Source organism: Luteimonas sp. AC640a, assembly GCF_979256585.1.
This window is the reverse complement of record NZ_CEEDOV010000007.1, coordinates 606,654-630,357: the sequence shown is the minus strand read 5'-3', so window position 1 is coordinate 630,357 and position 23,704 is coordinate 606,654. Positions and strand designations below refer to the sequence as shown.

General features: G+C 66.5%; 20 protein-coding genes. 14 read left to right on the top strand and 6 right to left on the bottom strand.

The features are described 5' to 3' along the window. Positions 1-11 precede the first annotated feature (11 nt). Complete coding sequence (locus ACZ9YD_RS07120) at positions 12-695, top strand: hypothetical protein (RefSeq protein ID WP_465074420.1); 684 nt, start codon at positions 12-14, stop codon at positions 693-695. Positions 696-796: 101 nt separating this feature from the next. Here ACZ9YD_RS07120 and lolA read toward each other — a convergent pair whose 3' ends face one another. The 3 genes from lolA to ACZ9YD_RS07105 form a co-directional block, all read right to left on the bottom strand. Further along, on the bottom strand, positions 797-1,438 hold the full coding sequence (lolA, locus tag ACZ9YD_RS07115; protein ID WP_465074419.1) for an outer membrane lipoprotein periplasmic chaperone LolA: 642 nt from the start codon (positions 1,436-1,438) through the stop codon (positions 797-799). Between the two features lie 135 nt (positions 1,439-1,573). Then, positions 1,574-3,853, bottom strand: coding sequence for a DNA translocase FtsK (locus ACZ9YD_RS07110; RefSeq protein ID WP_465074703.1), 2,280 nt, complete (start codon positions 3,851-3,853; stop codon positions 1,574-1,576). A gap of 151 nt (positions 3,854-4,004) precedes the next feature. After that, positions 4,005-5,072, bottom strand: a complete 1,068-nt coding sequence (locus ACZ9YD_RS07105) for an alanine dehydrogenase (protein ID WP_465074417.1) — start codon at positions 5,070-5,072, stop codon at positions 4,005-4,007. Between the two features lie 154 nt (positions 5,073-5,226). Between ACZ9YD_RS07105 and trxB the strand changes: the two genes are divergently transcribed. The 6 genes from trxB to ACZ9YD_RS07075 all read left to right on the top strand — a co-directional run bounded on the left by trxB (position 5,227) and on the right by ACZ9YD_RS07075 (position 11,738). After that, complete coding sequence (trxB, locus tag ACZ9YD_RS07100; protein ID WP_465074416.1) at positions 5,227-6,192, top strand: thioredoxin-disulfide reductase; 966 nt, start codon at positions 5,227-5,229, stop codon at positions 6,190-6,192. Positions 6,193-6,241: 49 nt separating this feature from the next. Then, on the top strand, positions 6,242-7,519 hold the full coding sequence (locus tag ACZ9YD_RS07095; RefSeq protein ID WP_465074415.1) for a DUF2254 domain-containing protein: 1,278 nt from the start codon (positions 6,242-6,244) through the stop codon (positions 7,517-7,519). Then, positions 7,516-8,643, top strand: coding sequence for a GNAT family N-acetyltransferase (locus tag ACZ9YD_RS07090; RefSeq protein WP_465074414.1), 1,128 nt, complete (start codon positions 7,516-7,518; stop codon positions 8,641-8,643). The genes ACZ9YD_RS07095 and ACZ9YD_RS07090 overlap by 4 nt, the downstream gene beginning before the upstream one ends. Next, entirely contained in the window at positions 8,640-9,383 is a 744-nt protein-coding gene (gene aat, locus ACZ9YD_RS07085; RefSeq protein ID WP_465074413.1) for a leucyl/phenylalanyl-tRNA--protein transferase, read from the top strand. The genes ACZ9YD_RS07090 and aat overlap by 4 nt, the downstream gene beginning before the upstream one ends. Positions 9,384-9,505: 122 nt before the next feature. Continuing rightward, a complete protein-coding gene (infA, locus tag ACZ9YD_RS07080; protein ID WP_055248081.1) occupies positions 9,506-9,724 on the top strand; it encodes a translation initiation factor IF-1 in 219 nt (72 codons plus the stop codon). A gap of 148 nt (positions 9,725-9,872) precedes the next feature. Next, positions 9,873-11,738, top strand: a complete 1,866-nt coding sequence (locus tag ACZ9YD_RS07075) for a DUF885 domain-containing protein (RefSeq protein WP_465074412.1) — start codon at positions 9,873-9,875, stop codon at positions 11,736-11,738. A gap of 73 nt (positions 11,739-11,811) precedes the next feature. Here ACZ9YD_RS07075 and clpA read toward each other — a convergent pair whose 3' ends face one another. After that, positions 11,812-14,097 (bottom strand): ATP-dependent Clp protease ATP-binding subunit ClpA, encoded by a 2,286-nt coding sequence (gene clpA / locus ACZ9YD_RS07070; protein ID WP_465074411.1) that lies wholly within the window; start codon positions 14,095-14,097, stop codon positions 11,812-11,814. 78 nt (positions 14,098-14,175) lie between these two features. Beyond that, the gene (gene clpS / locus ACZ9YD_RS07065) at positions 14,176-14,496 is read right to left on the bottom strand and encodes an ATP-dependent Clp protease adapter ClpS (protein ID WP_232135322.1); all 321 of its coding nucleotides are present in this window, start codon (positions 14,494-14,496) and stop codon (positions 14,176-14,178) included. Between the two features lie 85 nt (positions 14,497-14,581). Here clpS and ACZ9YD_RS07060 point away from each other — a divergent pair, with 85 nt between their 5' ends. The 6 genes from ACZ9YD_RS07060 (at position 14,582) to ACZ9YD_RS07035 (ending at position 19,060) form a co-directional block, all read left to right on the top strand. Continuing rightward, positions 14,582-15,121, top strand: a complete 540-nt coding sequence (locus tag ACZ9YD_RS07060) for a hypothetical protein (RefSeq protein ID WP_465074410.1) — start codon at positions 14,582-14,584, stop codon at positions 15,119-15,121. Next, entirely contained in the window at positions 15,121-15,603 is a 483-nt protein-coding gene (locus tag ACZ9YD_RS07055) for an NUDIX hydrolase (RefSeq protein WP_465074409.1), read from the top strand. Before ACZ9YD_RS07060 ends, ACZ9YD_RS07055 begins: the two co-directional genes overlap by 1 nt. Continuing rightward, the gene (mnmA, locus tag ACZ9YD_RS07050) at positions 15,600-16,721 is read left to right on the top strand and encodes a tRNA 2-thiouridine(34) synthase MnmA (RefSeq protein ID WP_465074408.1); all 1,122 of its coding nucleotides are present in this window, start codon (positions 15,600-15,602) and stop codon (positions 16,719-16,721) included. Before ACZ9YD_RS07055 ends, mnmA begins: the two co-directional genes overlap by 4 nt. Continuing rightward, positions 16,718-17,305 (top strand): high frequency lysogenization protein HflD, encoded by a 588-nt coding sequence (gene hflD / locus ACZ9YD_RS07045; protein ID WP_465074407.1) that lies wholly within the window; start codon positions 16,718-16,720, stop codon positions 17,303-17,305. The genes mnmA and hflD overlap by 4 nt, the downstream gene beginning before the upstream one ends. Positions 17,306-17,602: 297 nt before the next feature. Further along, positions 17,603-18,796, top strand: a complete 1,194-nt coding sequence (locus ACZ9YD_RS07040) for a methyl-accepting chemotaxis protein (RefSeq protein WP_465074406.1) — start codon at positions 17,603-17,605, stop codon at positions 18,794-18,796. A gap of 75 nt (positions 18,797-18,871) precedes the next feature. Next, entirely contained in the window at positions 18,872-19,060 is a 189-nt protein-coding gene (locus ACZ9YD_RS07035) for a hypothetical protein (protein ID WP_465074405.1), read from the top strand. Between the two features lie 379 nt (positions 19,061-19,439). Here ACZ9YD_RS07035 and ACZ9YD_RS07030 read toward each other — a convergent pair whose 3' ends face one another. Continuing rightward, positions 19,440-22,196, bottom strand: coding sequence for an EAL domain-containing protein (locus tag ACZ9YD_RS07030; RefSeq protein WP_465074404.1), 2,757 nt, complete (start codon positions 22,194-22,196; stop codon positions 19,440-19,442). A gap of 17 nt (positions 22,197-22,213) precedes the next feature. Between ACZ9YD_RS07030 and ACZ9YD_RS07025 the strand changes: the two genes are divergently transcribed. After that, positions 22,214-23,692 carry a sensor histidine kinase gene (locus ACZ9YD_RS07025; protein ID WP_465074403.1) on the top strand — a complete coding sequence of 493 codons (1,479 nt, stop codon included), beginning with the start codon at positions 22,214-22,216 and terminating at the stop codon, positions 23,690-23,692. Positions 23,693-23,704 lie beyond the last annotated feature (12 nt).

Below are 23,704 nucleotides of genomic sequence, written 5' to 3'. Positions count from 1 at the left end.
TGCTGGGCGAAATGCACGGCACGCGCGAGATCCCACTGCTGGCGGGCGATCTGGTCGAACACTGGAGCAAGGCCGGATCGGTCCTGCTCGCGCTGGAGATTCCCGTACGTGAGCACTCCGCGCTGCGAGACGTTGTCACCGGTGGCGGCACCGACGCGCTGATCGATGGCTTGCGGCAACGGTCGTGGTGGGCGCTTTCACCCGAGCAGAGCGACGGCCGACGCAGCGAAGACGTGCTGTCGCTGGTCCAGCGCGTCGGCACGCTGCGCAGCGCAGGACGCGATGTCGCGATCCTGCCGTTCGATCCACGAAGCAAGACCTGTTACCTGCTCGGCAACTGCGAGGCGGCGATGGCCAAGGTGCTCCGACGTGCCTACGATGCGTTGCCTGCAGGCCGTATCGTCGTCGTGACCGGCAATCTGCACGCCATGCGGCAAGGTCCGACCGATCCGAACAGTGCGTTCGCCGGCAAAACGCCGATGACGGCATATCTCCATGACCTGGATCCCGTCACGATCGACATCGCCGCCGAGCGCGGGCAGTTCTGGGCCTGCCAGGAGGTCGACGCTTGCGGGGTGGTGACCATCAGCCGTGCGCGCCCCGGCGGCCGTCAGCCTGATGACGCCCCTTACGACTATCGAATCGTGCTGCCGGCATTCACACCGATCCGGCAGGTGGGCGACACGGATCGATAGACGCTTCGGCGATCATTACTTGCGAGAGCGGAAACAGAAACGGCCACCCGAAGGTGGCCGCTCGATGTGTATGCCCATCGCAGTGTGCCGGGCGCGCGTGCTTATTCCTCGCCCACCACATCCACACCCGCCGGCGGCGTGTAGCGGAACGTGTCGGCGGCGAACGTGGGATTGCGCTTCCAGTCGCTGAAACCGATCGTCGTGCGCTGCCCCAATGTGTCGTGGATTTCCATGCGCGACAGGCTACCGTCGCTACCGAAGCCCAGACGCGCGCGTTCGAACGCGGCGTTCTCGGCGCGCTTGGGGCGCAGCTCGAGCCAATTCAGACCCCCGGCGCTGCCGGCCTCGGCGACGCTGAAGTCGCGGTCGAGCTTCGACGGGTCGATCAACGCGGCCAGCGGGCTGTCCTGTTCCTCGGTGCCTTGCGAGCGGCGTGTGACCTGCTGCAGGTCAGGGTCGTAGACCCACACCGTGCGGCCATCGGCGACGATCAGCTGCGGATACGGCTTCACGTATTCCCAGCGGAACAGACGCGGCGCCGAGAGCGCCAGCGTGCCGCTCGAACTTTCCTTGACCCGGCCGTTGCCGTCGGCAACCTGCTGGGTGAACTGGGCTTCGAGGCCCTTGAGCCCGCGTGTGAACTGCTCGAGCTGCGGGCGCGCATCGGCAGCCTGCGCGATGCCGGCCACCATCAGCACAGCAGCGGCGGCGAACCAGCGGGAATGACGGATCATCGAGCGCATGCGTGGAACCTCTGGATACGGTGTGACGTTGGATCGGAGTGTGCGAATTCTTGGCTGAATGCGGCAATGACGACGCAGTTTCGCGCCGATGCCGTGCATCGACGATTCATCGCGTGTCGCAAACCTGCGAATCGATCAGCGCGGCGGTGGCGGCGGTGCGAGCACGCTGCGGTCGCCGTTGTGCTCGGGCGGCGTCACCACACCAGCCGCTTCCATCGCCTCGACCAGACGCGCAGCGCGGTTGTAGCCGATCTTAAGCCGGCGCTGCACGCCGGAGATCGAGGCGCGGCGGGTTTCGGTGACGATCTTCACCGCTTCGTCGTAGAGCGGATCGCTCTCGTCGCCACCACTGCTGCTGGATTCGGGCAGGCCACTTGCGCCGACCACCACGCCGTCGCCCATCGTCTGCACTTCGTCGAGCACGCCGGTGATGTACTCGGCCTGGCCGCTCTGCTTGAGGTGCTCGACGACGCGGTGCACTTCCTCGTCCGACACGAACGCGCCATGCACGCGCTCGGGCATCGCCGTGCCCGGCGGCAGATACAGCATGTCGCCATTGCCCAGCAACGTCTCTGCGCCGGACTGGTCGAGGATGGTGCGCGAGTCGATCTTGGAGCTGACCTGAAACGCGATGCGGGTCGGGATGTTGGCCTTGATCAGACCGGTGATCACGTCGACCGACGGACGCTGCGTGGCGAGGATCAGATGGATACCGGCCGCACGCGCCTTCTGCGCCAGACGCGCGATGAGTTCTTCGACCTTCTTGCCGACGATCATCATCATGTCGGCGAATTCGTCGATGAAGATGACGATGTAAGGCAGCGGCTCGAGCAGTTCGGCAACGTCGCTCGATTCGGGATTCGGCCGGAACAGCGGATCGGACATCGGCTGCCCGGCGTCCTGCGCGTCCTTCACCTTTTTGTTGAAGCCGGCGAGGTTGCGCACGCCGACCGCGCTCATCAGTTTGTAGCGGCGTTCCATCTCCGCCACGCACCAGCGCAGGCCGTTCGCGGCCTCCTTCATGTCGGTGACCACCGGCGCCAGCAGATGCGGAATGCCTTCGTAGACGCTGAGCTCCAGCATCTTCGGGTCGATCATCAACATGCGCAGGTCTTTCGGGGAGGCCTTGAACAGCAGGCTCAACACCATCGAGTTGACCGCGACCGACTTGCCCGAACCGGTGGTACCGGCGACCAGCAGATGCGGCATGCGCGCCAGATCGGCGACCACCGACTGGCCGCTGATGCCCTTGCCCAGCGCCAGCGTGAGCGGACTCTGCGACTTGTCGTATTCCTTGGAGCGCAGCAGTTCGGAGAGATAGATCATCTCCCGGCGGACGTTGGGGATTTCCAGGCCGATCACCGACTTGCCCGGAATCACATCGACCACGCGCACCGATTTCACCGACAGGCCGCGGGCGATGTCCTTGTCCAGCGAGCTGATCTGGCTGACCTTGACGCCCGGCGCAGGCTCCATCTCGAAGCGCGTGATCACCGGGCCCGGCTGCGCTTCCTTGACCTCCACATCGATTCGGAAGTCCTTGAGCTTGAACTCGATCTGCCGCGACAGGGTCTCCAGCGTCTCCTCGTCATAGCCCTTGGGCTGGGGCTTGGGATCGTCGAGCAGCGACAGCGGCGGCAGGTCCGATCCGTTGGCATTGACGCCATGGAACATCGGAATCTGCTGCTCGCGCTTGGCGCGTTCGCTCTTCTCGACCACCGGTGGTGTCGGCGGGACTTCGATCTTGACCGGCGTGCGCTTGGCGCGCAGCTCGGAGTCGACCTTACGCGCTTCGGTACGCTCTTCGCGATGCTCGCGGGCTTCCTTCCAGTCGGTCGCCTGCTTGCTGCTGCGGCGGAACAGCGCGGGCAGCTGCATGACCCAGCCGCCGATGCGATCCATCACGGCGAACCACGACAACCCGGTGGCGAGCGTCACCGACACCAGGAACAGCGCGAGCAGCAGCAGGTTGCCGCCAAACGCGCCCAGCCCGGCCTTCAACGTGTTCCCGATCAGCCTGCCGAGGATGCCGCCACCGCCGGCCGGATAGTTCAGCAGATTCTCGAAACGCAGCGCGAGCAGGCCGGCACCTGTGATCAGGAACCCCACGATGCCGGCCAGACGCAGGGCCGGCCCGAAGTCCGCACGGCCATCGCCGTCCCGGTCCATCCCGAACAGCGCGATCCATGCGATCGCGCCGAGGATCAACGGCAACGGATAGGCCATGAAACCGAACAGCTGCAGCAGCACGTCCGCGATCCACGCGCCGACCGGGCCGCCGACGTTGCTGATCTCGCTCGGCAGCACGCCGGTCTGCGACGACCAACTGGGATCGGTATGCGAATGCGTGACCAGACAGGCCAGCAGATACAGCAACAGCGGCGCGATCAGGATCAGCGCGATGTCGCGGACCAGCCGCTGGCGACGCGGATTCGGCGCCGCCTTGGCGGACGCCGCGGGTGCGGCGTCCTTGGCTGCGCTACGCGTGCGCTTGGAGCGGTCTGAAAGCGGTCGTGCCACCGTGCGTCTTTACCTGAGAAAGTCAGTACAGGCCTTTGATCTTACGTCAAAGTTTCATGCCCTGCAGCGCAGGATGCACGAGCTTGCCGCCTTCGACATTGATGCCACGGACGAGCGCCTGGTTGTCGCGCCACTGGCCCGAGGCCAACTTGTTGACCCACGGCAGGATCGCCGCGCAGATCGCCTGCGACGAGGTCTGCGGCACGGCGCCGGGCATGTTGGTCACACAGAAGTGGGTCACGCCTTCTTCCACGTAGATCGGCTCTTTCCAGGTCGTGCCACGCGAGGTCTCGAAGCAGCCGCCCTGATCGATCGAGATGTCGACGAGCACGCTGCCGTCCTCCATCGACTTGATCATGTCGCGCGTGACGACGTGCGGCGCGACCGCGCCGGTCACCAGCACGGCGCCGATCACCAGGTCCGCCGAGGCGACCTCGCGCGCGACCACGTCGTCGTAGGGATACAGCGCGGTGACGTTGTTGCCCAGACGCATCATCTGTTCCATGCGGTCCTGGCGCTTTTCGAACACCACGACGTTGGCACCGCCCGCCGCGGCCAGCGCCGCCGACGCGCCGCCTGCCACGCCGGCGCCGAACACCACGACCTTGCCGCGCTCGGTCGACGGCAGGCCGCCGAGCAGCTTGCCCTTGCCGCCGAGCGGCTGATGCAGGTAATGCGTGCCGACCTGCACCGCGATCTTGCCGGCGATCACCGACATCGGCGCCAGCAGCGGCAGCTCACCGTTGTCGAGCTCGACGGTCTCGAACGCGACGCCGGTCAGGCCGATGTCGAGCAGTCGTTTGGTCAGCTCGGGCAGCGGCGCCAGATGCAGATAGCAGAACAGCAGATGGTCCTTGCGCAGCAGCGCGAGGTCGCCTTCGATCGGCTCCTTGACCTTGACGATCAGTTCGCCCTTCTCGTACAGCGCGGCCGCGTCCGGCGCGATATTCACGCCCAGACGCGTGTAGGCCTCGTCGCTGAAGCCCGACTTCAGGCCCGCGCCCTGCTGCACCCACACCTCATGACCACGGTTGACCAGATCGCCTGCCGCTTCCGGCACCAGGGCCACGCGGCCTTCGAGGGTCTTGGTCTCACTCGGAATACCGATACGCATGTCGCCGACTCCTGCACAAAAAAACGCCGCTTTCGGCGGCGTGTCGCGGATGGATTGTTCCGGTCGGCTGACGTTGCCGAACCTTGTTTTGCGGGGGGCGCACCGCCAAGCTATGGACCACGTCAGGCCGCAGTGCCGAAGCCCGCGAGTATACATGAGCGTTCCGAATTCCAGCCCCCGTCACCTCCGCCTGCTGATCCTCGGATCCGGCCCCGCCGGCTGGACCGCCGCCGTCTATGCGGCGCGCGCCAACCTCAAGCCGGTCGTCATCACCGGCATGCAGATGGGCGGCCAGCTGATGACGACCACCGAGGTCGACAACTGGCCGGGCGACGCGCACGGGCTGATGGGTCCGGACCTGATGGCGCGCATGCAGGCGCATGCCGAGCGTTTCGACACCGAGACGATCTTCGATCACATCCACACCGCGGATCTCTCGCAGCGCCCGTTTCGCCTCAAGGGCGACAGCGGCGAGTACACGGCCGACGCGATCATCATCGCCACCGGCGCGACCGCCAAGTATCTCGGTCTCCCGTCGGAAGAGGCGTTCAAGGGCCGCGGCGTGTCCGCCTGCGCCACCTGCGACGGATTCTTCTACAAGGACCAGGACGTGGCCGTGGTCGGCGGCGGCAATACCGCGGTCGAGGAAGCGCTGTACCTGTCGAACATCGCCAAGACCGTCTACCTGGTCCATCGCCGCGACACGCTGCGCGCCGAGAAGATCATGCAGGACAAGCTCAACGCGAAGATCCAGGCCGGCAAGATCGTGCCGATGTGGCACCACACCGTCGACGAGGTGCTCGGCAACGACGCCGGCGTGACCGGCCTGCGCCTGAAGTCGGTGCGGGACGACAGCACCCGCGAGATCGCTGTGCACGGTTTCTTCGTCGCGATCGGCCATACGCCCAACACCACGCTGTTCGAAGGCCAGCTGGCGATGAACAACGGCTACCTCGAGATCCGTTCGGGCATCGACGGCAATGCCACGGCGACCAACGTCGCTGGCGTGTTCGCAGCCGGCGACGTGACCGACCAGCACTACCGCCAGGCGATCACCTCGGCCGGCTTCGGCTGCATGGCCGCGCTCGACGCCGAGCGCTTCCTCGACCAGCAGAGCTGAGTCCGATGCCAGGCGCCTGCGTCACGGTCCCGCGCGCGGGGCATCGCGCATGACCCTGGCGCAACTGCAGCTGTTCCTGCGCCGGGAGTCCCGGCGCATGTGGGTGCGCGCGACGATCTATTGCGGGCTGGCGATCGTCACCGCGCTCGTCGGCGCGCTGGTCAAAACCTGGATTCCCGAATCACTGGCCGGGCGCATCGGCGCCGACTCGGTCGGCAATCTGCTCGGGATCCTCGCGACATCGATGCTGGCGGTCACCACGTTCTCGCTGTCGACGATGGTCTCGGCCTACAGCTCGGCGTCCACCAGCGCCACGCCGCGCGCGACACGCCTGCTGATCGCCGACAGTTCCGCGCAGGGCGCGCTGGCGACCTTCATCGGCGCGTTCCTGTTCTCGGTGGTCGGGCTGATCGCACTGAGCACCGGTATCTACGGTGACAGCGGCCGGGTGGTGCTGTTCGCGGCGACCGTGCTGGTCATCATGCTGATCACCCTGACCCTGCTGCGCTGGATCGAGCAGCTGTCGAGTTTCGGCCGGCTGGGCGAGACGATCAATCTGGTCGAGGGTGTCACCGGGCGCGCAGTGCAGCGCTATGCCGAAGATCCCTATCTCGGCGCCGCCCCCTCCCCCGGTGCGCCGGCGGATGCGACGCTGTTCGAATCGCAGGCCATCGGGTATGTCGAACACATCGACATCGCACTGCTGGCGACAATCGCGGCCGAACACCACGGTGAGATCCACGTGCTCTCGTTGCCGGGGGCGTTCGCCTCGCCGGGTCGCGCGCTCCTGGCATCGCGCGGGCTGCCCGATACCGAGGACATCGCCGAGCGGCTATGCGAGGCCTTCACCATCAGCGACCAGCGCAGCTTCGATCAGGATCCGCGCTACGGCTTCGTCGTGCTGGCCGAGATCGGCAGTCGCGCGCTGTCGGCCAGCATCAACGATGCCGGTACCGCGATCGACATCCTCGGCACCGCGACACGGCTGATGTGCGAGTGGGCACGGCGCGCGCCGCTGGCTGAAGCGATCGAGATCCGCCACGCACGGGTCTTCGTGCCGCTGGTCGACATTGCGGATGTGTTCGGCGACCTCTATCCCGCACTGGCGCGCGACGGCGCGGGCCTGGTGGAAATCGGCATCCGCCTGCAGAAGGGGTTGGCGGCGATCGCGGCCTCCGGCAACCCGGTCTTCGCGGCGGCGGCTCGCCACCACGCCGGTCTGGCGATGGCGCGCGCGATGGCGGCGCTGCAGTTCGAGCCCGATCGCGAGCTGCTGCGACGCACGATCATCGAGGCGGGTGACAGCGTCGACGGTCGCGGCGGATGACGGACGTCCGCGTGCTCTCGCAGGTGTCGGACGTGCCGTCAGCCGCCTGGGACGCACTGCATGACGGCAACCCCTTCGTCAGCCACGCGTTTCTCTCTGGGCTCGAGCAGCACGGCTGTCTGCGCGCCGAATGGGGCTGGACGCCGCAACATCTGACGTTGTGGGACGACGACACGCTGATCGCCGCGGCGCCGGCCTACCGGAAGACCAATTCGCACGGCGAGTTCGTCTTCGATCACGCCTGGGCGCATGCCTACGCGCGCTATGGGCACGAATACTTCCCGAAGCTGCTGGTCGCCTCGCCCTATTCCCCGGTGAGCGGCCCTCGCCTGCTGGCGCGCGACGCCACCGCGCGCGTCGCACTTCGCGTCGCCCTCGAGCGCGCGACAGGCGATGCGGGCTGGTCGTCCGCCCACGTCAATTTCCACACCGAATCCGACGCGGATGCATTCGACACCGACTGGCTGCCGCGCATCGACGTGCAGTACCACTGGCGCAACCCGGGCGACTGGTCGACGTTCGACGATTACCTCGCCGCGATGGACCACAAGCACCGCAAGAACATCCGCCAGGAACGCGCCAAGGTCGCGCGCGCCGGCGTGACCTTCCGCGTGCTGCACGGCGACGAGGCCAGTGACGACGATCTCGCGACGATGTACCGCTTCTACCTGCAGACCTTCGCCGAGTACGGCAACTCGCCCGCGCTGACGCTGGATTTTCTGCGCCATCTCGCCGCGACGATACCGCGCCAGCTGGTGCTGGTGCTGGCCGACCTCGGCGACACGCCGGTCGCCGGGGCCCTGTGCCTGCGTGGTGGCGACACGCTGTATGGCCGCTACTGGGGCGCGATCGCCACCCTGCCCGGCCTGCATTTCGAGACCTGCTACTACCAGGGCATCGACTACTGCCTGCGGATGGGTCTGCGCCACTTCGAACCCGGCGCGCAGGGCGAACACAAGCTCGCCCGCGGTTTCCTGCCGACGCTGGTGCACAGCCGCCACTGGATCGCCGACCCCGAATTCCGGCGCGCGTTGCGCGAGTGGTGCGCACAGGAGGCGCAGTCGATCCGCGGTTATGCCGCGACACTCGCTGTCAGCAGCCCGTTCAAGCCCGCGGCACCGTGAGCCTGCATCTGCCGCGCCTCGGCGCCGAACCGGACGCGCCATTTCCGCCCGTCGACAGCGCGCTGCGCCGCCCGGACGGCCTGCTCGCGTTCGGTGGCGACCTGTCGGTGACGCGCCTGCGCAATGCCTACCGCCATGGCGTGTTCCCGTGGTTCTCCGAAGGCCAGCCGATCCTGTGGTGGTCGCCGGATCCGCGCACGGTCTTCGAGACCGCGCATCTGCGCCCCAACCGGCGCTTCGCGCGCACCCTGCGCGGCAGCGCCTGGACGCTGCGCGCCGATACCGCCTTCGCCGACGTCGTCAACGCCTGCGCGCAGGCGCCGCGGCCTGGCCAGGACGGCACCTGGATCACCGACGACATGCGCCACGCCTACACCGCGCTGCACGCGGAAGGAAGCGCCCACAGCGTCGAAGTGTTCGAAGGCGCCGACTTGATCGGCGGCATCTATGGCGTGTCGATTGGCCGGATGTTCTTCGGCGAAAGCATGTTCAGCGCCCGCACCGGTGCATCGAAAGCCGCCCTGCTCGGACTTGCCCGGCAGATGCGTCGGTGGAACATGCCGCTGATCGATGCCCAGGTCGGCAACCCGCACCTTGCACTGCTGGGCGCGGACAGCTGGCCGCGTGAACGGTTCATCGCGTCGGTCAATGGGCTCGTCGAAGCGTCGGCTCCGGTGGTCGGCCCGTGGACCGATGCATTCGGGGGAATGCGCGCCGCTGCGCTCGGTGCGCCGGACTGAGTTCCAGATCGACCTGTTTTGCATCGCCCGCAGCCGCGTGCGACAATACCCCGCTTTGTTGGCGCGAGCTCGAAATCATTCGGGCCGCGCGCCGCATCCCTAACGACGGATATTCCAGACGAATGGCGAAAGACGACGTCATCGAGTTCGAAGGCGCGGTCTCCGAGACCCTCCCGAACACCATGTTCCGGGTGAAGCTCGAGAACGGCCACGAAATCATTGCGCACATCTCCGGACGGATGCGCAAGAACTACATCCGCATCCTGACCGGTGACCGGGTCAAGGTGGAAATGACGCCCTACGATCTGACCAAGGGCCGCATCACCTACCGCATGAAGTAATCGCGGGAGCGCACCACACTTCTGAAGGCGGCCATGGGTCGCCTTCGTCGTTTCGGGCATCTGTTCCGCGCCCGCATCCGGACGATCGAATGCCGGTACGGCATTCCGCGCGGTAGGCTCGGTCCACACGACCGAACGGATGCCTCCGATGCCCAGACTGCCCGCCGTGACCGCGCTCGCCTTTGCGCTCGCGTTCGCCCTGCCCGCCCATGCGCAGACCGCGCCTGCTACGGCCGCTGCGCCTACCGCGATGACCCAGGCGCCCCCCGCGGCCGAGACCGCGCGCCTCAATGCCTGGCTCGATCAGCAGTACGAAACCTCGCTGCGCTTCAGCCCGATTGGACTGACGTTCCTCGGCCGGAAGGAGCTGTACGACCAGCTCGACGATGTGTCCGACGCCGCCATGGAGAAGCAGCTGGCCTGGCAGCGCGCGAGCGTCGCCGAGATGGAGCGCAGTTTCGACGCCGACGCGCTCGATCTCGAAGGGAAACTGTCCTACGAGCTGTGGGCGCAGCAGGCGCGCGAGGCGGCCGAGCAGTTCGAGTACCGCCGCAATGGTTACGCCTTCACCCAGATGATGGGACCGCAGGCGATGCTGCCGACGCTGCTGATCAACTTTCACAAGGTCGACAGCGAAGCCGATTACCTCGCCTACATCGCGCGCCTGCGCGCGCTGCCGACGATGTTCGACACATTGCTCGAACACGCCGAGGCCAGCGCGGACGCCGGCATGCGCGCGCCGAAGTTCGCCTACACCGGCGTCATCACCCAGTCGCGCAACGTGATCACCGGCGCGCCGTTCAACGAAGGCGACGACACCGCGCTGTGGGCCGACCTGGTCAAGAAGGCAGACGCACTGCGAGAGGCCGGCACGATCGACGCGGCACGGGCCGATGCGCTCAAGACGCAGGCGCGCGCGGCGCTGCTGGAAGCAGTCGGCCCGGCCTATCAACGCGTGATCGCATGGCACGAGCGCGACATCGGCAATGCGCTGGAGAACCCCGCCGGCGTCGGCACCACGCAGTCCAACGGCAAGGCCTATTACGCCTCGCAGCTGCGCCGCAACACCAGCACCGACCTGACGCCCGAGCAGGTACACAACATCGGCCTGCAGGACGTGGCGCGCATCCACAAGGATCTGGAGACGATCAAGGCCGAAGTCGGTTTCGATGGCGACCTGCAGGCGTTCTTCCGCTTCATCGCCACCGATCCGCAGTTCAAGTTCCCCAACACCGATGCGGGCCGCCAGGCGTACCTCGACGAATCCACGCGCCTGCTCGACAACATCAAGCAGCAGCTGCCGCAGTTCTACGGCCTGCTGCCGAAAGCCGATCTGGTCGTACGCCGGGTCGAGTCGTTCCGCGAAGAACCCGGCGCCGCGCAGCATTATTTTCCGAGCAGCCCCGACGGCACACGACCCGGCATCTACTACGCGCATCTGTCCGACATGAACGCGATGCCGAAGCCGGAACTCGAAGTCATCGCGTATCACGAGGGCCTGCCCGGCCACCACATGCAGATCGCGATCGCGCAGGAACTCACCGGCCTGCCGCAGTTCCGCACCCAGTACCAGACCACCGCGTACTCGGAAGGCTGGGGCCTGTATTCGGAATGGCAGGCGAAGGAAATCCCTGGCACTTACGCCGATCCCTATTCGCGCTACGGCCAGCTGAGTTCCGAGCTGTGGCGCGCGATCCGGCTGGTCGTCGACACCGGCATGCACGCCAAGGGCTGGACCGAGCAACAGGCGGTCGATTACTTCAACGACAACAGCGGATTCCCCGAAGCGACGATCCGCTCGGAAGTGCAGCGCTATCTGTCGTGGCCCGGCCAGGCGACGGCCTACAAGATCGGCATGATCCGCATCCAGGAACTGCGCAGCAAGGCCGAAGAACGCCTCGGCGATCGCTTCGACGTGCGCGGTTTCCACGATGCGGTGCTCGGCGGCGGCGCGCTGCCGCTGGATCTGCTCGAGCGTCGGGTCGATGCGTGGGTGGAGGCATCCGCGCGCTGATCGACGCCCGTATCGGCCACAAAAAAGAAGGCGCCCTTGGGCGCCTTCTTCGTGACACGGTCCGCGACGTCGATCAGTCGACCGTCGCGGTCAGCAGACGCTCCGGCTCCGCCCAAGTTTCGACGGTGAGTTCGCCGTCCTGCACGTCGATCGACACCCGGCCGCCGTTGGCCAGCTTGCCGAACAGCAGTTCGTCGGCCAGACGACGCTTGACCTTGTCCTGGATGACGCGCGACATCGGACGCGCACCCATCTGCGGATCGAAGCCGTGCTGCGCGAGCCAGTCGCGCGCCGCCGGCGTGGCCGACAGCGAGACGTTCTTCTCGTGCAGCTGCGACTCCAGCTCGATCATGAACTTGTCGACCACGCGCAGGATGTGCTCGAAACCCAGCGACTGGAACTGCACCACCGCATCGAGACGGTTGCGGAATTCCGGCGTGAAGCTCTTGCGGATCACTTCCATCGCATCGCTGCTGTGGTCCTGGCGCATGAAGCCGATCGAACGGCGGGACGCCTGGGTGGCACCCGCGTTGGTCGTCATCACCAGGATCACGTTGCGGAAGTTCGCCTCGCGACCGTTGGTGTCGGTCAGCACGCCGCGATCCATGACCTGCAGCAGGATGTTGAAGATGTCCGGATGCGCCTTCTCCACCTCGTCGAGCAGCAGCACGCAGTGCGGCGTCTTGACGATCTTCTCGGTCAGCAGACCGCCCTGGTCGAAACCGACGTAACCCGGCGGCGCACCGATCAGGCGGCTCACCGAATGCGATTCCATGTACTCGGACATGTCGAAGCGCACCAGCTCGATACCGAGCTGCAGCGCCAGCTGGCGCGTGACCTCGGTCTTGCCGACACCTGTGGGACCGGCGAACAGGAAGTTGCCGATCGGCTTGTCCGGGCTGCCGAGGCCCGAGCGCGACAGCTTGATCGCCGAGGTCAACATCTCGATCGCCGGATCCTGCCCGAAGATCACCATCTTGAGGTTGCGCTCCAGATGCTCGAGCACATCCTTGTCGGTCGCGCTGACCTGCTTGGCCGGAATGCGCGCCATCTTGGCGACGATGGTCTCGACTTCCTCGACGTCGATCAGCGCCTTGCGCACGCCTTCGGGCAGCAGGCGCTGACGCGCACCCGCTTCGTCGATGACATCGATGGCCTTGTCGGGCAGCAGACGGTCGGCGATGTGCTTGACCGACAGGTCCACCGCGGCCTGCAGCGCCTCGTCGGCGTAGGTCACGTCGTGGTGCGCCTCATAGCGCGGCTTGAGGCCCTGCAGGATCTGATAGGTCTCGCTGACGGTCGGCTCGACGATGTCGATCTTCTGGAAGCGGCGCGCCAGTGCGCGGTCCTTCTCGAAGATGCCGCGGTATTCCTGGAACGTGGTCGAGCCGATGCAACGCAGCTCGCCCGACGCCAGCGCCGGCTTGATCAGGTTCGACGCGTCCATCGTGCCGCCCGACGCCGAACCGGCGCCGATGATGGTGTGGATCTCGTCGATGAAGAGGATCGCGCCGGGATGTTTCTTGATCGCGGTGAGCACGGCCTTCAGCCGCTTCTCGAAATCACCGCGGTACTTGGTGCCTGCGACCAGCGCGCCGAGATCGAGCGAATAGATCGTCGCGTCGGCCAGCACTTCGGGCACCTCGCCATCGACGATGCGCTTGGCCAGGCCTTCGGCAATCGCGGTCTTGCCCACGCCGGCTTCGCCGACGTAGAGCGGATTGTTCTTGCGGCGGCGGCACAGCACCTGGATCGTGCGCTCCACTTCTTCGGCGCGGCCGACCAGCGGGTCGATGCGGCCTTCCTGCGCGGCCACATTGAGATCGCTGGCGAACTCGGCCAGCGCATCGCCCTTGCCCTCGCCTTCTGCCCCTTCGGTCCGGGCCTGGGCCGGATCCTCGTGCGCGCCGTCGGGCTCCTCGCCACCGCTCTTGGCGATGCCGTGGGAGAGGTAGTTGACGACATCCAGCCGGGTCACGTCCTGCTGGTTGAGGTAGTAGACCGCGTGCGAATCCTTCTCGCCGAAGATCGCCACCAGCACGTTCGCGCCGGTGACTTCCTTCTTGCCCGAGGACTGGACGTGATAGACGGCGCGCTGCAGCACGCGCTGGAACCCGAGCGTGGGCTGGGTGTCACGCGTGTCGTCTTCGGCCAGTTTGGTGACCGAGGTCAGGATGGCCTGCTCGAGGTCGCCACGCAGGCGCTCGAAATCCGCGCCGGTGGCCTTGAGCACGGCCTCCGCGGACGGGTTCTCGAGCAGCGACAACAGCAGGTGTTCGACCGTCATGTACTCGTCGCGGGCCTCGCGGGCGCGCTTGTAGCACTGGCCGATCGTGAACTCGAGATCTTTGCTGAACATGGGGCGGTCGCCTCCGGCTTCACTGACACCCTAGATGGGGCCCGATTCCGGCAAACAAACCCTGCCCCCGTGGGCTTATTAGGCCTTTTCCATCGTGCAGAGCAAGGGGTGCAGATTGAGCCGTGCGTATTCGTTCACCTGCGCGACCTTCGACTCCGCGACTTCGCGGCTGTAGATGCCGCACACGCCCCGGCCGCGCGTGTGCACGTGGAGCATCACCTGGGTCGCGCGCTCGAGATCCAGCGCGAAGAACCGCACCAGGATCTCCACCACGAAGTCCATCGGCGTGTAGTCGTCATTGAGCAGCAGCACCGAGTACAGCGGCGGTGGCGCGACTTCCGGGCGGCCGGGGGCCACCGCGGTGCCGTGATCATGTTCGTGTTCGTGTCTGCGACTCATCCGCCGATTATACCGCCGCGCCGTGGATGGACGCCCCGGACCCCGGTCGTCAGAATGACCGGCATTCCCCCAACCCGGTGCCTCGATGCATCACTGCCGCCGCTTGTTCCGGGCATCCCGCCTGTTGCCGCTCGCCTGCCTGCTCGCCCTGTCGCCGATCGTCGCGGCCGGACAAGGCGCGGCCGAACGGCAACCGCCCGCGGCCGACATCGTTCCCAGCGCCGAAGACACGCTCGCGCAGCGGCTCGACGCCCACGGCGTGCGCTACGAGCGCCATGAGGACGGCGATTACCGCGTCGTCTTCGCGTGGCAGCAGGAGAACCGCAGCCAGCTCGCGTTCGTCGCCGGCAGCGCCCACGTGCTCGGCGACAGCGCGGTCCGCGAGGTGTTCTCACCCGCCGCGCCGGTGCCCGCGGGCGGCTTCAGCGCCGAGCAGGCCGACATGCTGCTGCGCGACAGCCAGCGCAATATTCTCGGTGGCTGGGAGATCGCCGGCGACACACTGTTCTATGTGATCAAGCTCCACGACGACGCCGACGGCGCGCGTTTCGAACAGGCGCTCGAAATCGCCGCCCAGCTGGCCGACGACATGGAGCTGCAGCTCACCGGCGAGGACACGCTTTGATGGCGGTGTCCGCCGATCCGCGCTTCTGGCAGCCCGATGTGACCGTCGCCACCGTGGTCATGGATGGCGGCCGCGTGCTCTGCATCGAAGAGCGTGTCGACGGGCGCTTGGTGATCAACCAGCCGGCTGGCCATCTAGAACCGGACGAATCGCTGCTGCACGCGGCCGTGCGCGAGACACTCGAGGAATCGGGCTGGACGGTCGAGCTGACCGGCTTCATCGGCAGTTATCTGTGGAAGTCCGCGCCGCGCCCGGGCGAGGCCGATGGCCGGCATTTCCTGCGCTTCGCCTTTGCCGCGCGCCCGCTGTCGCACGATCCGGCGCGCGCGCTCGATGAAGGCATCGAGAAAGCCACCTGGTTCACCCCCGCCGAACTGCAAGTCGAAGCGGCGCGACATCGCAGCCCGCTGGTCTGGCAGGTCGTCGCCGATTGCCTCGCCGGCCAGCGCTTCCCGTTGTCGGCCGTGCGCCAGATCCCGTGAGCGCGCCGGAGGTCATCGTCGGCATGTCCGGCGGCGTGGATTCGTCGGTCGCTGCACTGCTGCTCCGCGATGCGGGCACGCCGCTGGCCGGACTGTTCATGCAGAACTGGGCCGAGGACGGCAGCGGCGACTGCCGGGCCGAGGACGATCGCCGCGACGCGGTGGCCGTCTCCGGCCGGCTCGGGTTGTCGATCCACTTCCGCGATTTCTCCGGCGAATACTGGGCCGGTGTGTTCGAGCACTTCATTGCCGAATACGCGGCCGGCCGTACACCGAACCCCGACGTGCTGTGCAATCGCGAGATCAAGTTCAAGCATTTCCTCGATGCGGCGCGTGATCTGGGCGCGGCGAAGATCGCGACCGGGCATTACGCGCGCGTCGATTTCGAGGGCGGCCGCTGGCGCCTGCTGCGCGCGCGCGATCGCAACAAGGACCAGAGCTACTTCCTGCACCAGCTCGGCCAGTCGCAACTCGCCGCCACCCTGTTCCCGCTCGGCGAACTGCCCAAGACCGATGTCCGTGATCTCGCCCGCGCCGCCGGCCTGCCGACCGCGGAGAAGAAGGATTCGACCGGCATCTGCTTCATCGGCGAACGCGACTTCCGCACGTTCCTCGGCCAGTACCTGCCCGCACGCCAGGGCGAGATGCGCACGCCCGACGGACATCGCGTCGGCATGCATCCCGGCGTCTTCTATTTCACCCTCGGTCAGCGCGAAGGCCTGCAGATCGGGGGTGTGCGCGGCTTCGACGCGGCGCCCTGGTATGTGGTCGGCAAGGATGTGGGCGACAATGTGCTCTTCGTCGCCCAGGGCGCCGACACGCCGTACCTGCTGTCGTCGCATCTGACGAGCGAACCCGCACACTGGATCGCCGGCGATCCGCCGGCGCAGCGCTTCCGCTGCACCGCCCAGACCCGTTACCGGCAACACGAGGAATCCTGCGAAGTGACCATCGACGCGAACACCGGCCAGCTCGACGTGCGGTTCGACCGCCCCCAGCGTGCGGTCACGCCCGGACAGTCCGTGGTGCTCTACGACGGCGATGTCTGCCTCGGCGGCGCGGTCATCGCGCGCACCGACGCGCCGCTGGAACTGCGCGCACGCGGGGTGGCGGCATGATAGAGCAACGTGTCCTCGCCCTCGCCGGCATGGCGCAGGCGCTCAAGCAGGTCCGCCGCATCGCCGAGACGGGCCAGGCCGACGCTGCGGTGCTGTCGACCGCGCTCGACAGCGTGTTCCGCATCGACGCCACCTCGCCCGCCGACGTCTACGGCGGCCGCGATGCGGTCGTGCCCGGCCTGATGCTGCTGCGCGACTACTTCGGCAACCAGGGCAGCGATCCGCTGCTGCCCAAGCTCGGCCTCGCGGTCGTGCAGCTGGAGCGCCGCTTCATCCAGGACAGCGCCGTCAGCAGCGAAGTCCATCACGGCATCCTCGAGATCAAGCCCAAGGCCGAAGAACTCGGGCACACCCATCCGGAAGTGCTGGCCGCACTCGGCGCGCTATACGCCGACACCGTCAGCCATCTTCGCCCGAAGGTGATGGTCCAGGGCAATCCGCATTACCTCGGCCAGGCCAACGTCGTCGCCGAAATCCGCGCGGTGCTGCTGGCCTCGCTGCGTTCGGCGGTGTTGTGGCGGCAGATGGGCGGCAGCCTGTGGGATTTCCTGCTGCGCCGCCAGCAGATGCTCAAGGCGATCTGAATCCCCGTCTGTCGCGATCACGTCATACCGATCCTTTCCCGTCGGGAGAAAGATCGTGTTTCGACCGGTGAACGCTCGCATCGGCGCGCGCGAATGGCGGGCTTCGTTCAACCGGGCGATCGTCTCCGTGAGTTCACGCGCGCCACCGTGCATGGGTGACCTGCGAGATCTCGATGGCAGAGGAACTCGGCGCGGCCGGGCAGACCCATATCCTCTACCCGTGGGCGGGCGTAACGGGCTAAAGCCGGGCTGTAGGCTGCCGATACAGGGGGCGTGAGAAATCCCCTGAGAGCGCCCATGTACGCACGCATTCTGATCCGCCTCGCCGCGCCGCTGGCGCTGACCCTGCTGCTGCCGCTGGCTTTTGTCCTCGGCTGGGCCGCGCCAGTGCGATGGGCGATCCTGATCACCCTGACCGCGAGCTGGATCGTGACCGCACTCCTGCTGGTCCGTCGCGACACACACCCGAAGCCCGAGCATACCCGCGCGATGAAGGAGCAGGACGAACTGCTCACCGAACTGCGTCAGTTCGTCGGCTCCGAGATCGAGGGGTCGCGGATGGAAGTCGAGCGTGCCCGCGAGTTGATCCGCCAGGCGGTCAGTGGCCTGGGCAGCAGCTTCGACGCGATGAACCGCAAGTCGCGCCAGCAGTCCCAGGCCATGAGCCGGCTGCTCGACCGCACCGGCGACCAGGACGGCATGGGCGGCGCCGATGTCGCACGCTTCGCCCAGCACGCCAGCAGCCGGATGGAACAGTTGGTCGAAGCGCTGGAACAGGTCAGCGGTCAAAGCGTGACCACAGTGGCCCACATCGATGAGATGGCCGGCCATCTCGACGGCATTTTTGCTCTGCTCGAAGACGTGAAGTCGATTGCCGACCAGACCAACCTGCTGGCCCTCAACGCTGCGATCGAGGCTGCGCGCGCCGGCGAGGCCGGCCGAGGGTTCGCAGTGGTTGCCGACGAAGTCCGCAACCTGTCGGAACGCTCGACCGCGTTCAACGAGCAGATCCGCAAGCTCGCGCACTCGTCGAAGGAATCGATCGCCAAGGTGCGCGACACGGTGTCGGGTATGGCATCGCGCGATCTCGACCGCTCCCGCGAAGCGCGTTCCGAGGCGGCCGGCATGCTGGAACAGGTGGCGACGATCAACCGTTCGCTTGGCGACGGCATGCGTGAGATCTCGGACTGCGGTCGCGCGATCGATGCCAGCGTCACCGACGCGGTGCGCGCCCTCCAGTTCGAGGACATCGCGACCCAGGCGCTGGGCGGCGTGCATTCGCACCTCGAGCGCCTCAACGCGATCAATCGCGAGGCGATCGATCTGCAGGATCTCCTGCGTCGAAACGGCGGTGTCTTCGACGAAGAACTGATGCGCGCACTGCAGCGCATCGGCCAGCGCCTGCGCGAGATGCGCGGCGCCTGGGAACGCCCGCCGCACAAGCCGGTGACCCAGGAATCGATGGGTGCCGGTACCGTCGAACTCTTCTGACGCGGCAGCGCCTTGGATCGAGCATCTCCAAGCCTTCCCCACGCGCATGCCCCGGCCGAGTCCGGGGCGTGCGCGTTGACGGCTGCGGAATCGCACCCTATCCGTCGAATCGGCGGAAACCTGCTCGATCGCATCGAACAGGCAGCTTTTCAGGAACTCGTGCCGCTGCTCGCCGCGGCTGAAGAATCCGGTGCGCCAGGCGGTACGATTTCCGTCGATGCCGTCGAGTCGTTCATCGCCTGGGATATCGCCGCCGGATTCTGAAGGCGGGCAGCCGATTTCAGCGCAAGGCACGCCCCGCCCTCACCGCTCTGCGCGCAGCACTTTGCCTGGACACCCCGCAGCCTTCGAACGAGCGCAGACATTTTCGCTGCCGCCAAGCGGCCCCTCAGATGAACCCGGGCAGATTGAGAAGTGTCCGGCACAGGGAGCCGCGTCGAAACGGACGCCGCCGTCCAATGACCTTGCTGCGGTCGCGAGCCTCGTATCCGGCTTCTTCCCAGCCGGCCAGTGCCGTCGCAACGCACCGTGCGCGCTGCAGAGTTACCCGCATCTCTAGCCTTCTCAACGACGCATCACGCGTCGGCGACGTCGTGATCGACGACCCGCGCGGTGTACGCAACGCGGGGCCGATGCTTTCTGATCAGGGCAGCGCGAGCTTGGGCTGAAGGTCTTCCTGACGAACCAGGAGCCAGCGCTGCATCTCGCGTGGTGGCAACGGTCTCGAGTACAGATAGCCTTGAACCTCGTCGCACCCGTAATCGCGTAACAACTGTTCGTCAGCCAAGGATTCGACGCCCTCGGCGAGCACTTGCATGCGCAGGGTCTTTCCAAGCTGGATGATGGCGCGGGTCACTGCGACGGCTCGCCCCGCACCATCGGAAGCAGCCAGATCGGCAATGAAGCTGCGATCAATCTTGAGACGGCCCACCGGAAACCGGCTGAGATAGCTGAGGCTGGAGAACCCGGTGCCGAAATCGTCGACCGCAAGTGCCACACCCGCGCTCTGAAGCGCGGCGAAGCAGGACCAAAGGGGCTCGGTGTCGAGCAGAAGTGCCGACTCCGTGAGTTCGAGTTCAAGACGCGATGCAGGCCAACCGGCGTCGTCGCACGCGGCGCGCACACGCTTGGCGAACCCGGGATCGCGCAACTGCACCGCCGAGACATTGACCGACATGCGCCCGAACCCGAGGCCCGCCGCATCCCACGCTGCTGCCTGTCGACAGGCCTCACGCAGCACCCATTCACCGATCGCCACGATGTCGCCAGTGGCTTCTGCGATCTCGATAAACTCGTCCGGACTGCAGGTTCCAAGATCGGGGTGATGCCAGCGCAATAGCGCTTCCACACCGGAGACGCAGCCGCGCGTCAGGTCCACCAGCGGCTGATACGCCAATGAGAACTGCTCGTGCTCCAGCGCAGCGCGCAACGCGTGTTCAATATCCAGACGGCGCCGCGCGCGGCGCCAGGCGTCGGGACTGTAGAACTGGATGTGCTCCTTGTGCCCGCCCTGCCGTGTGCCCTGCAACGCGACGCCCGCGGCACGCAGCAGTTCGTCGAAACCAACGCCAGGCGGGCGCACAGCGATACCCGCGCTGACCCCGTAGCGCAACATCTCGCCGGCTGCGGGCACGGGCTCCGATAGCGCGTTCACGATCCTCTCTGCGGTGATCGCGACGTCCTGCCTGCAACGCCCCTGCTGCAACAGCACGACAAATTCGTCCGCTCCGATGCGGCCGAACAGATCGCCTGCATCGACCAGCATGTGCAGCCGCGCGGCAATGGTTTTGAGCACCAGGTCGCCGGCCGCGTGGCCATGGGCCTCATTGATGCCACTGAAACCCGCGATGTCGAGCAGAAGCAGTGCCTGATACAGGGCACCTCCGGAGGACAGGGCTTCCTCGATCTCCTGGCGCAGTCGACTCCGGTTGGGCAATCCAGTCAATGCGTCGTAATGCGCAAGGCGCTCGATGCGTTCACTGGCCGCACGCTCTCCGGAAATATCGCGGAACAGCACGAGATAGCGCGGCGACAGACCTGCATCATGCGAGAAATCCACGACAGCCTGAGTCCAGACCTGCTCGCCGTCCGGCCGGTAGAAGCACAGCTCAAGCGTTTCAGCCGATGCGCCGGCCGCAACCCGGCTCATTGCCGCTTCCAGCGCATCGCGCGATTCAGTGGTGTAGTGCCGGATCAGCTCTTCGAGCGATAGCGATTCGCCTTCGCGGCCGTGCAGACCCGCGCATTCACCGGTCCAGTGCAGCGTGCGGGTTTCAGCGTCAATCTCGCAGCCCCCGATTCGGCCAAGTTCCGCAACGCGTCGAAGCAGCGCACTGCGGCGCCGTGCTTCGGCATCCATCCGGCGCTGGGCCGTCACATCCTGGATCTGGGCGAGCACGCCCTTCGGCCTGCCAGCGCGATCGAGCTGGGGCGATGCCCAGACCTGCAGGTACACGGGGCCGTCGATGCCATCGACGACGAGTTCGAAATGCGCCGGCTCAACCCGGCAGCGCAGGTCGCGCCAAGCCCGCTTGAGCACCGGCGCCTGATCGACCCGGCATCGCCCCAACCACATCCGCACGCTCGCATCGTCCTCGAGCCCCAGGAGTTCACGCAATCCGGTTGCGCACCGCACCGTGCCGCTGGCGTGATCCCAATGCCAACTGGTCATTCCAGCCAGACGCTGCGTGTCTTCCACGAGGCTGCGCTGCTCGCGCAGGGTCTGCTCGAGTCGCTTCTGGTCATCGATACACGTCAGCGTGCCAGCGATTTTCAGAGCACGCCCTTGCGCGTCCCGCGCGGTCACGCGTCCGCTATCGCGCACCCAGCGCCATGTGCCATCGGCCCGGCCGCAACGGTACTCGCACAGATACGCCGGCGTCCGTCCGTCCAGATACGCGCGCAGCGTCTCGGCCACTGTCGTACGGTCCTGTGGATGGATCCGCTGCTCGATCGTCTGGAACGGTAAGGGCGTGTCGAGGCCCGGCACGCCGATCCATTCGATCCACGCGCCCGACCCTCGCATCTGGTCGTGGCGCAGATCCCAGACCCAGAGTGCATGTCCGCCGGATTCCGCAGCCTCGAGCCAGTCGTCGAGATCTTCGGAGAGTCGGATGCTCAACGAAAACGCGACCGCGCCCTCGCCTTCAATCTCTACGGTGCGCAGCAATCCGCGCAAGGGCCGACCCGCGTCCGGCAGCTCGCACGGCATCTCGCGCTCACCCTCCAGCAAACGGGCATAGAGGCCCGCCAGCGACGCGGCGTGGCGTTCCACCAGACGGTCGAGGCCTCTTCGTTGCGCTGCCGGGTTGGCGAGCAAACAGCGGCCACCCCGATCAAGCAGCAGCAGGCCATCTGAGACCGGGTGCTCGAGAAGGCTGGAGAGGGGGCCGGAATCCATCGTGTTGCATTCGCTCCGTGGTGCGCGTCCGGAACATCCGGCACAGGCTCCCTACCGTTAGCGGCGTGGTGAACATGAAATTGAGTCCGAAGGTAGACTGCGATGACGCGTATAGGGAGGGCACTCGCCGAATGGCGTCTGGACAGCACACCATCGACGTGACAGGTCGGCAGGGCACGCGTTCAAACCGCTTGGGGAAATTGCTGTGGCAGCTCCCGTTGCTGCACCTCACGCTCGGACTGGCCTGGATCGTGGTGGTGGCCATCGTGTTCGACCGCGCGAGTGCCGCGCTCCCAGCCGGTATATGGCTGGTGCTTGTCGCCGCCCTGCTGGCAACGACCGGAGTCGTCGCGGCATGGAGCCATTGGCGTGTTGCGCGTGTCGATATGTCGCTTGCGCATCGCACAGCGGGTGACTCGACCTTGCCCGCCCCGCCACCCGCTGGCACCCATGGGCGCGCGTTACGCGAACTCATGCGACTGCTGCCCGACGGCGTACTGCTGGTGGTCGAGGACCGTGTGACGTATGCGAACCCTGCCAGCGAGGCGATGTTCGGGTGTACGCCGGGCGCACTGGAAGGACTGACTGCAGGGGCGCTGATCGATCAAGATGATCGCGTCGGGTTCGACGCCTGGCTCCTGGCACCGGTCACGGACATGGAGGCGCCACCTGCCTCGCTGCGCATGCAGCGTCGCGATCGTTCGGTCTTTCGCGCGTCGCTGACAGCGGCGCAAACCGAGCATGAGGGCCGGCCCTGTACGTTGCTGGTCGTTCGAGACCTGACCGGCGCCGAACGCATGCGTGACGATCTTGCGGCGAGTAATCGGGAGCTGCAGGCGTTGGCTGCACGTGTCTTCACGTTGCAGGAAGACGAACGTCGGGCGATCTCCCGCGAGCTGCACGACGATATCGGTCAGTCGGTGACCGCGATGAAGATGGCCGCCGTGTCCGCGCTCGACGAATCCGACGTCCAGCGTCGACGTGACGATATCGAAGACATCCTCGTGCTTGCGGACGCAACGCTGGAGCGGTTACGCGACATCTCGATCCTCTTGCGTCCCCCGCAACTCGATGCATTGGGCCTGGAGGCGGCACTGCGCTGGCACGCCGAACGGATGCTGCGCAACGCCGGCATCACGTCGGAACTGGATATCGATGCGCTGCCCCAACGCCCGGATGCAGCGGTCGAACAGGCATGTTTCCGGATTGCCCAGGAAGCATTGACGAATGCGATGCGACATGCGGGCGCGGCACGCGTCGAATTACGGTTGCGTGACGAGGGCAGCGGGCTGCGGCTTCGCGTCCTCGACGACGGTCGTGGATTCTCGCCGACAGCCGCACGTGGTCTGGGTCTGGTGATCATGCGCGAGCGTGCGCACGGTGCGGGAGGCCGGGTCGACGTGGCATCCAGCCCCGGCGCCGGCACGCGTGTTGATGCATGGCTGCCCTATGCCGCGCTTGCCGCAGACGCACCTGTTGCCGTGCCCGGCGGCTAGAATCCGTCAATG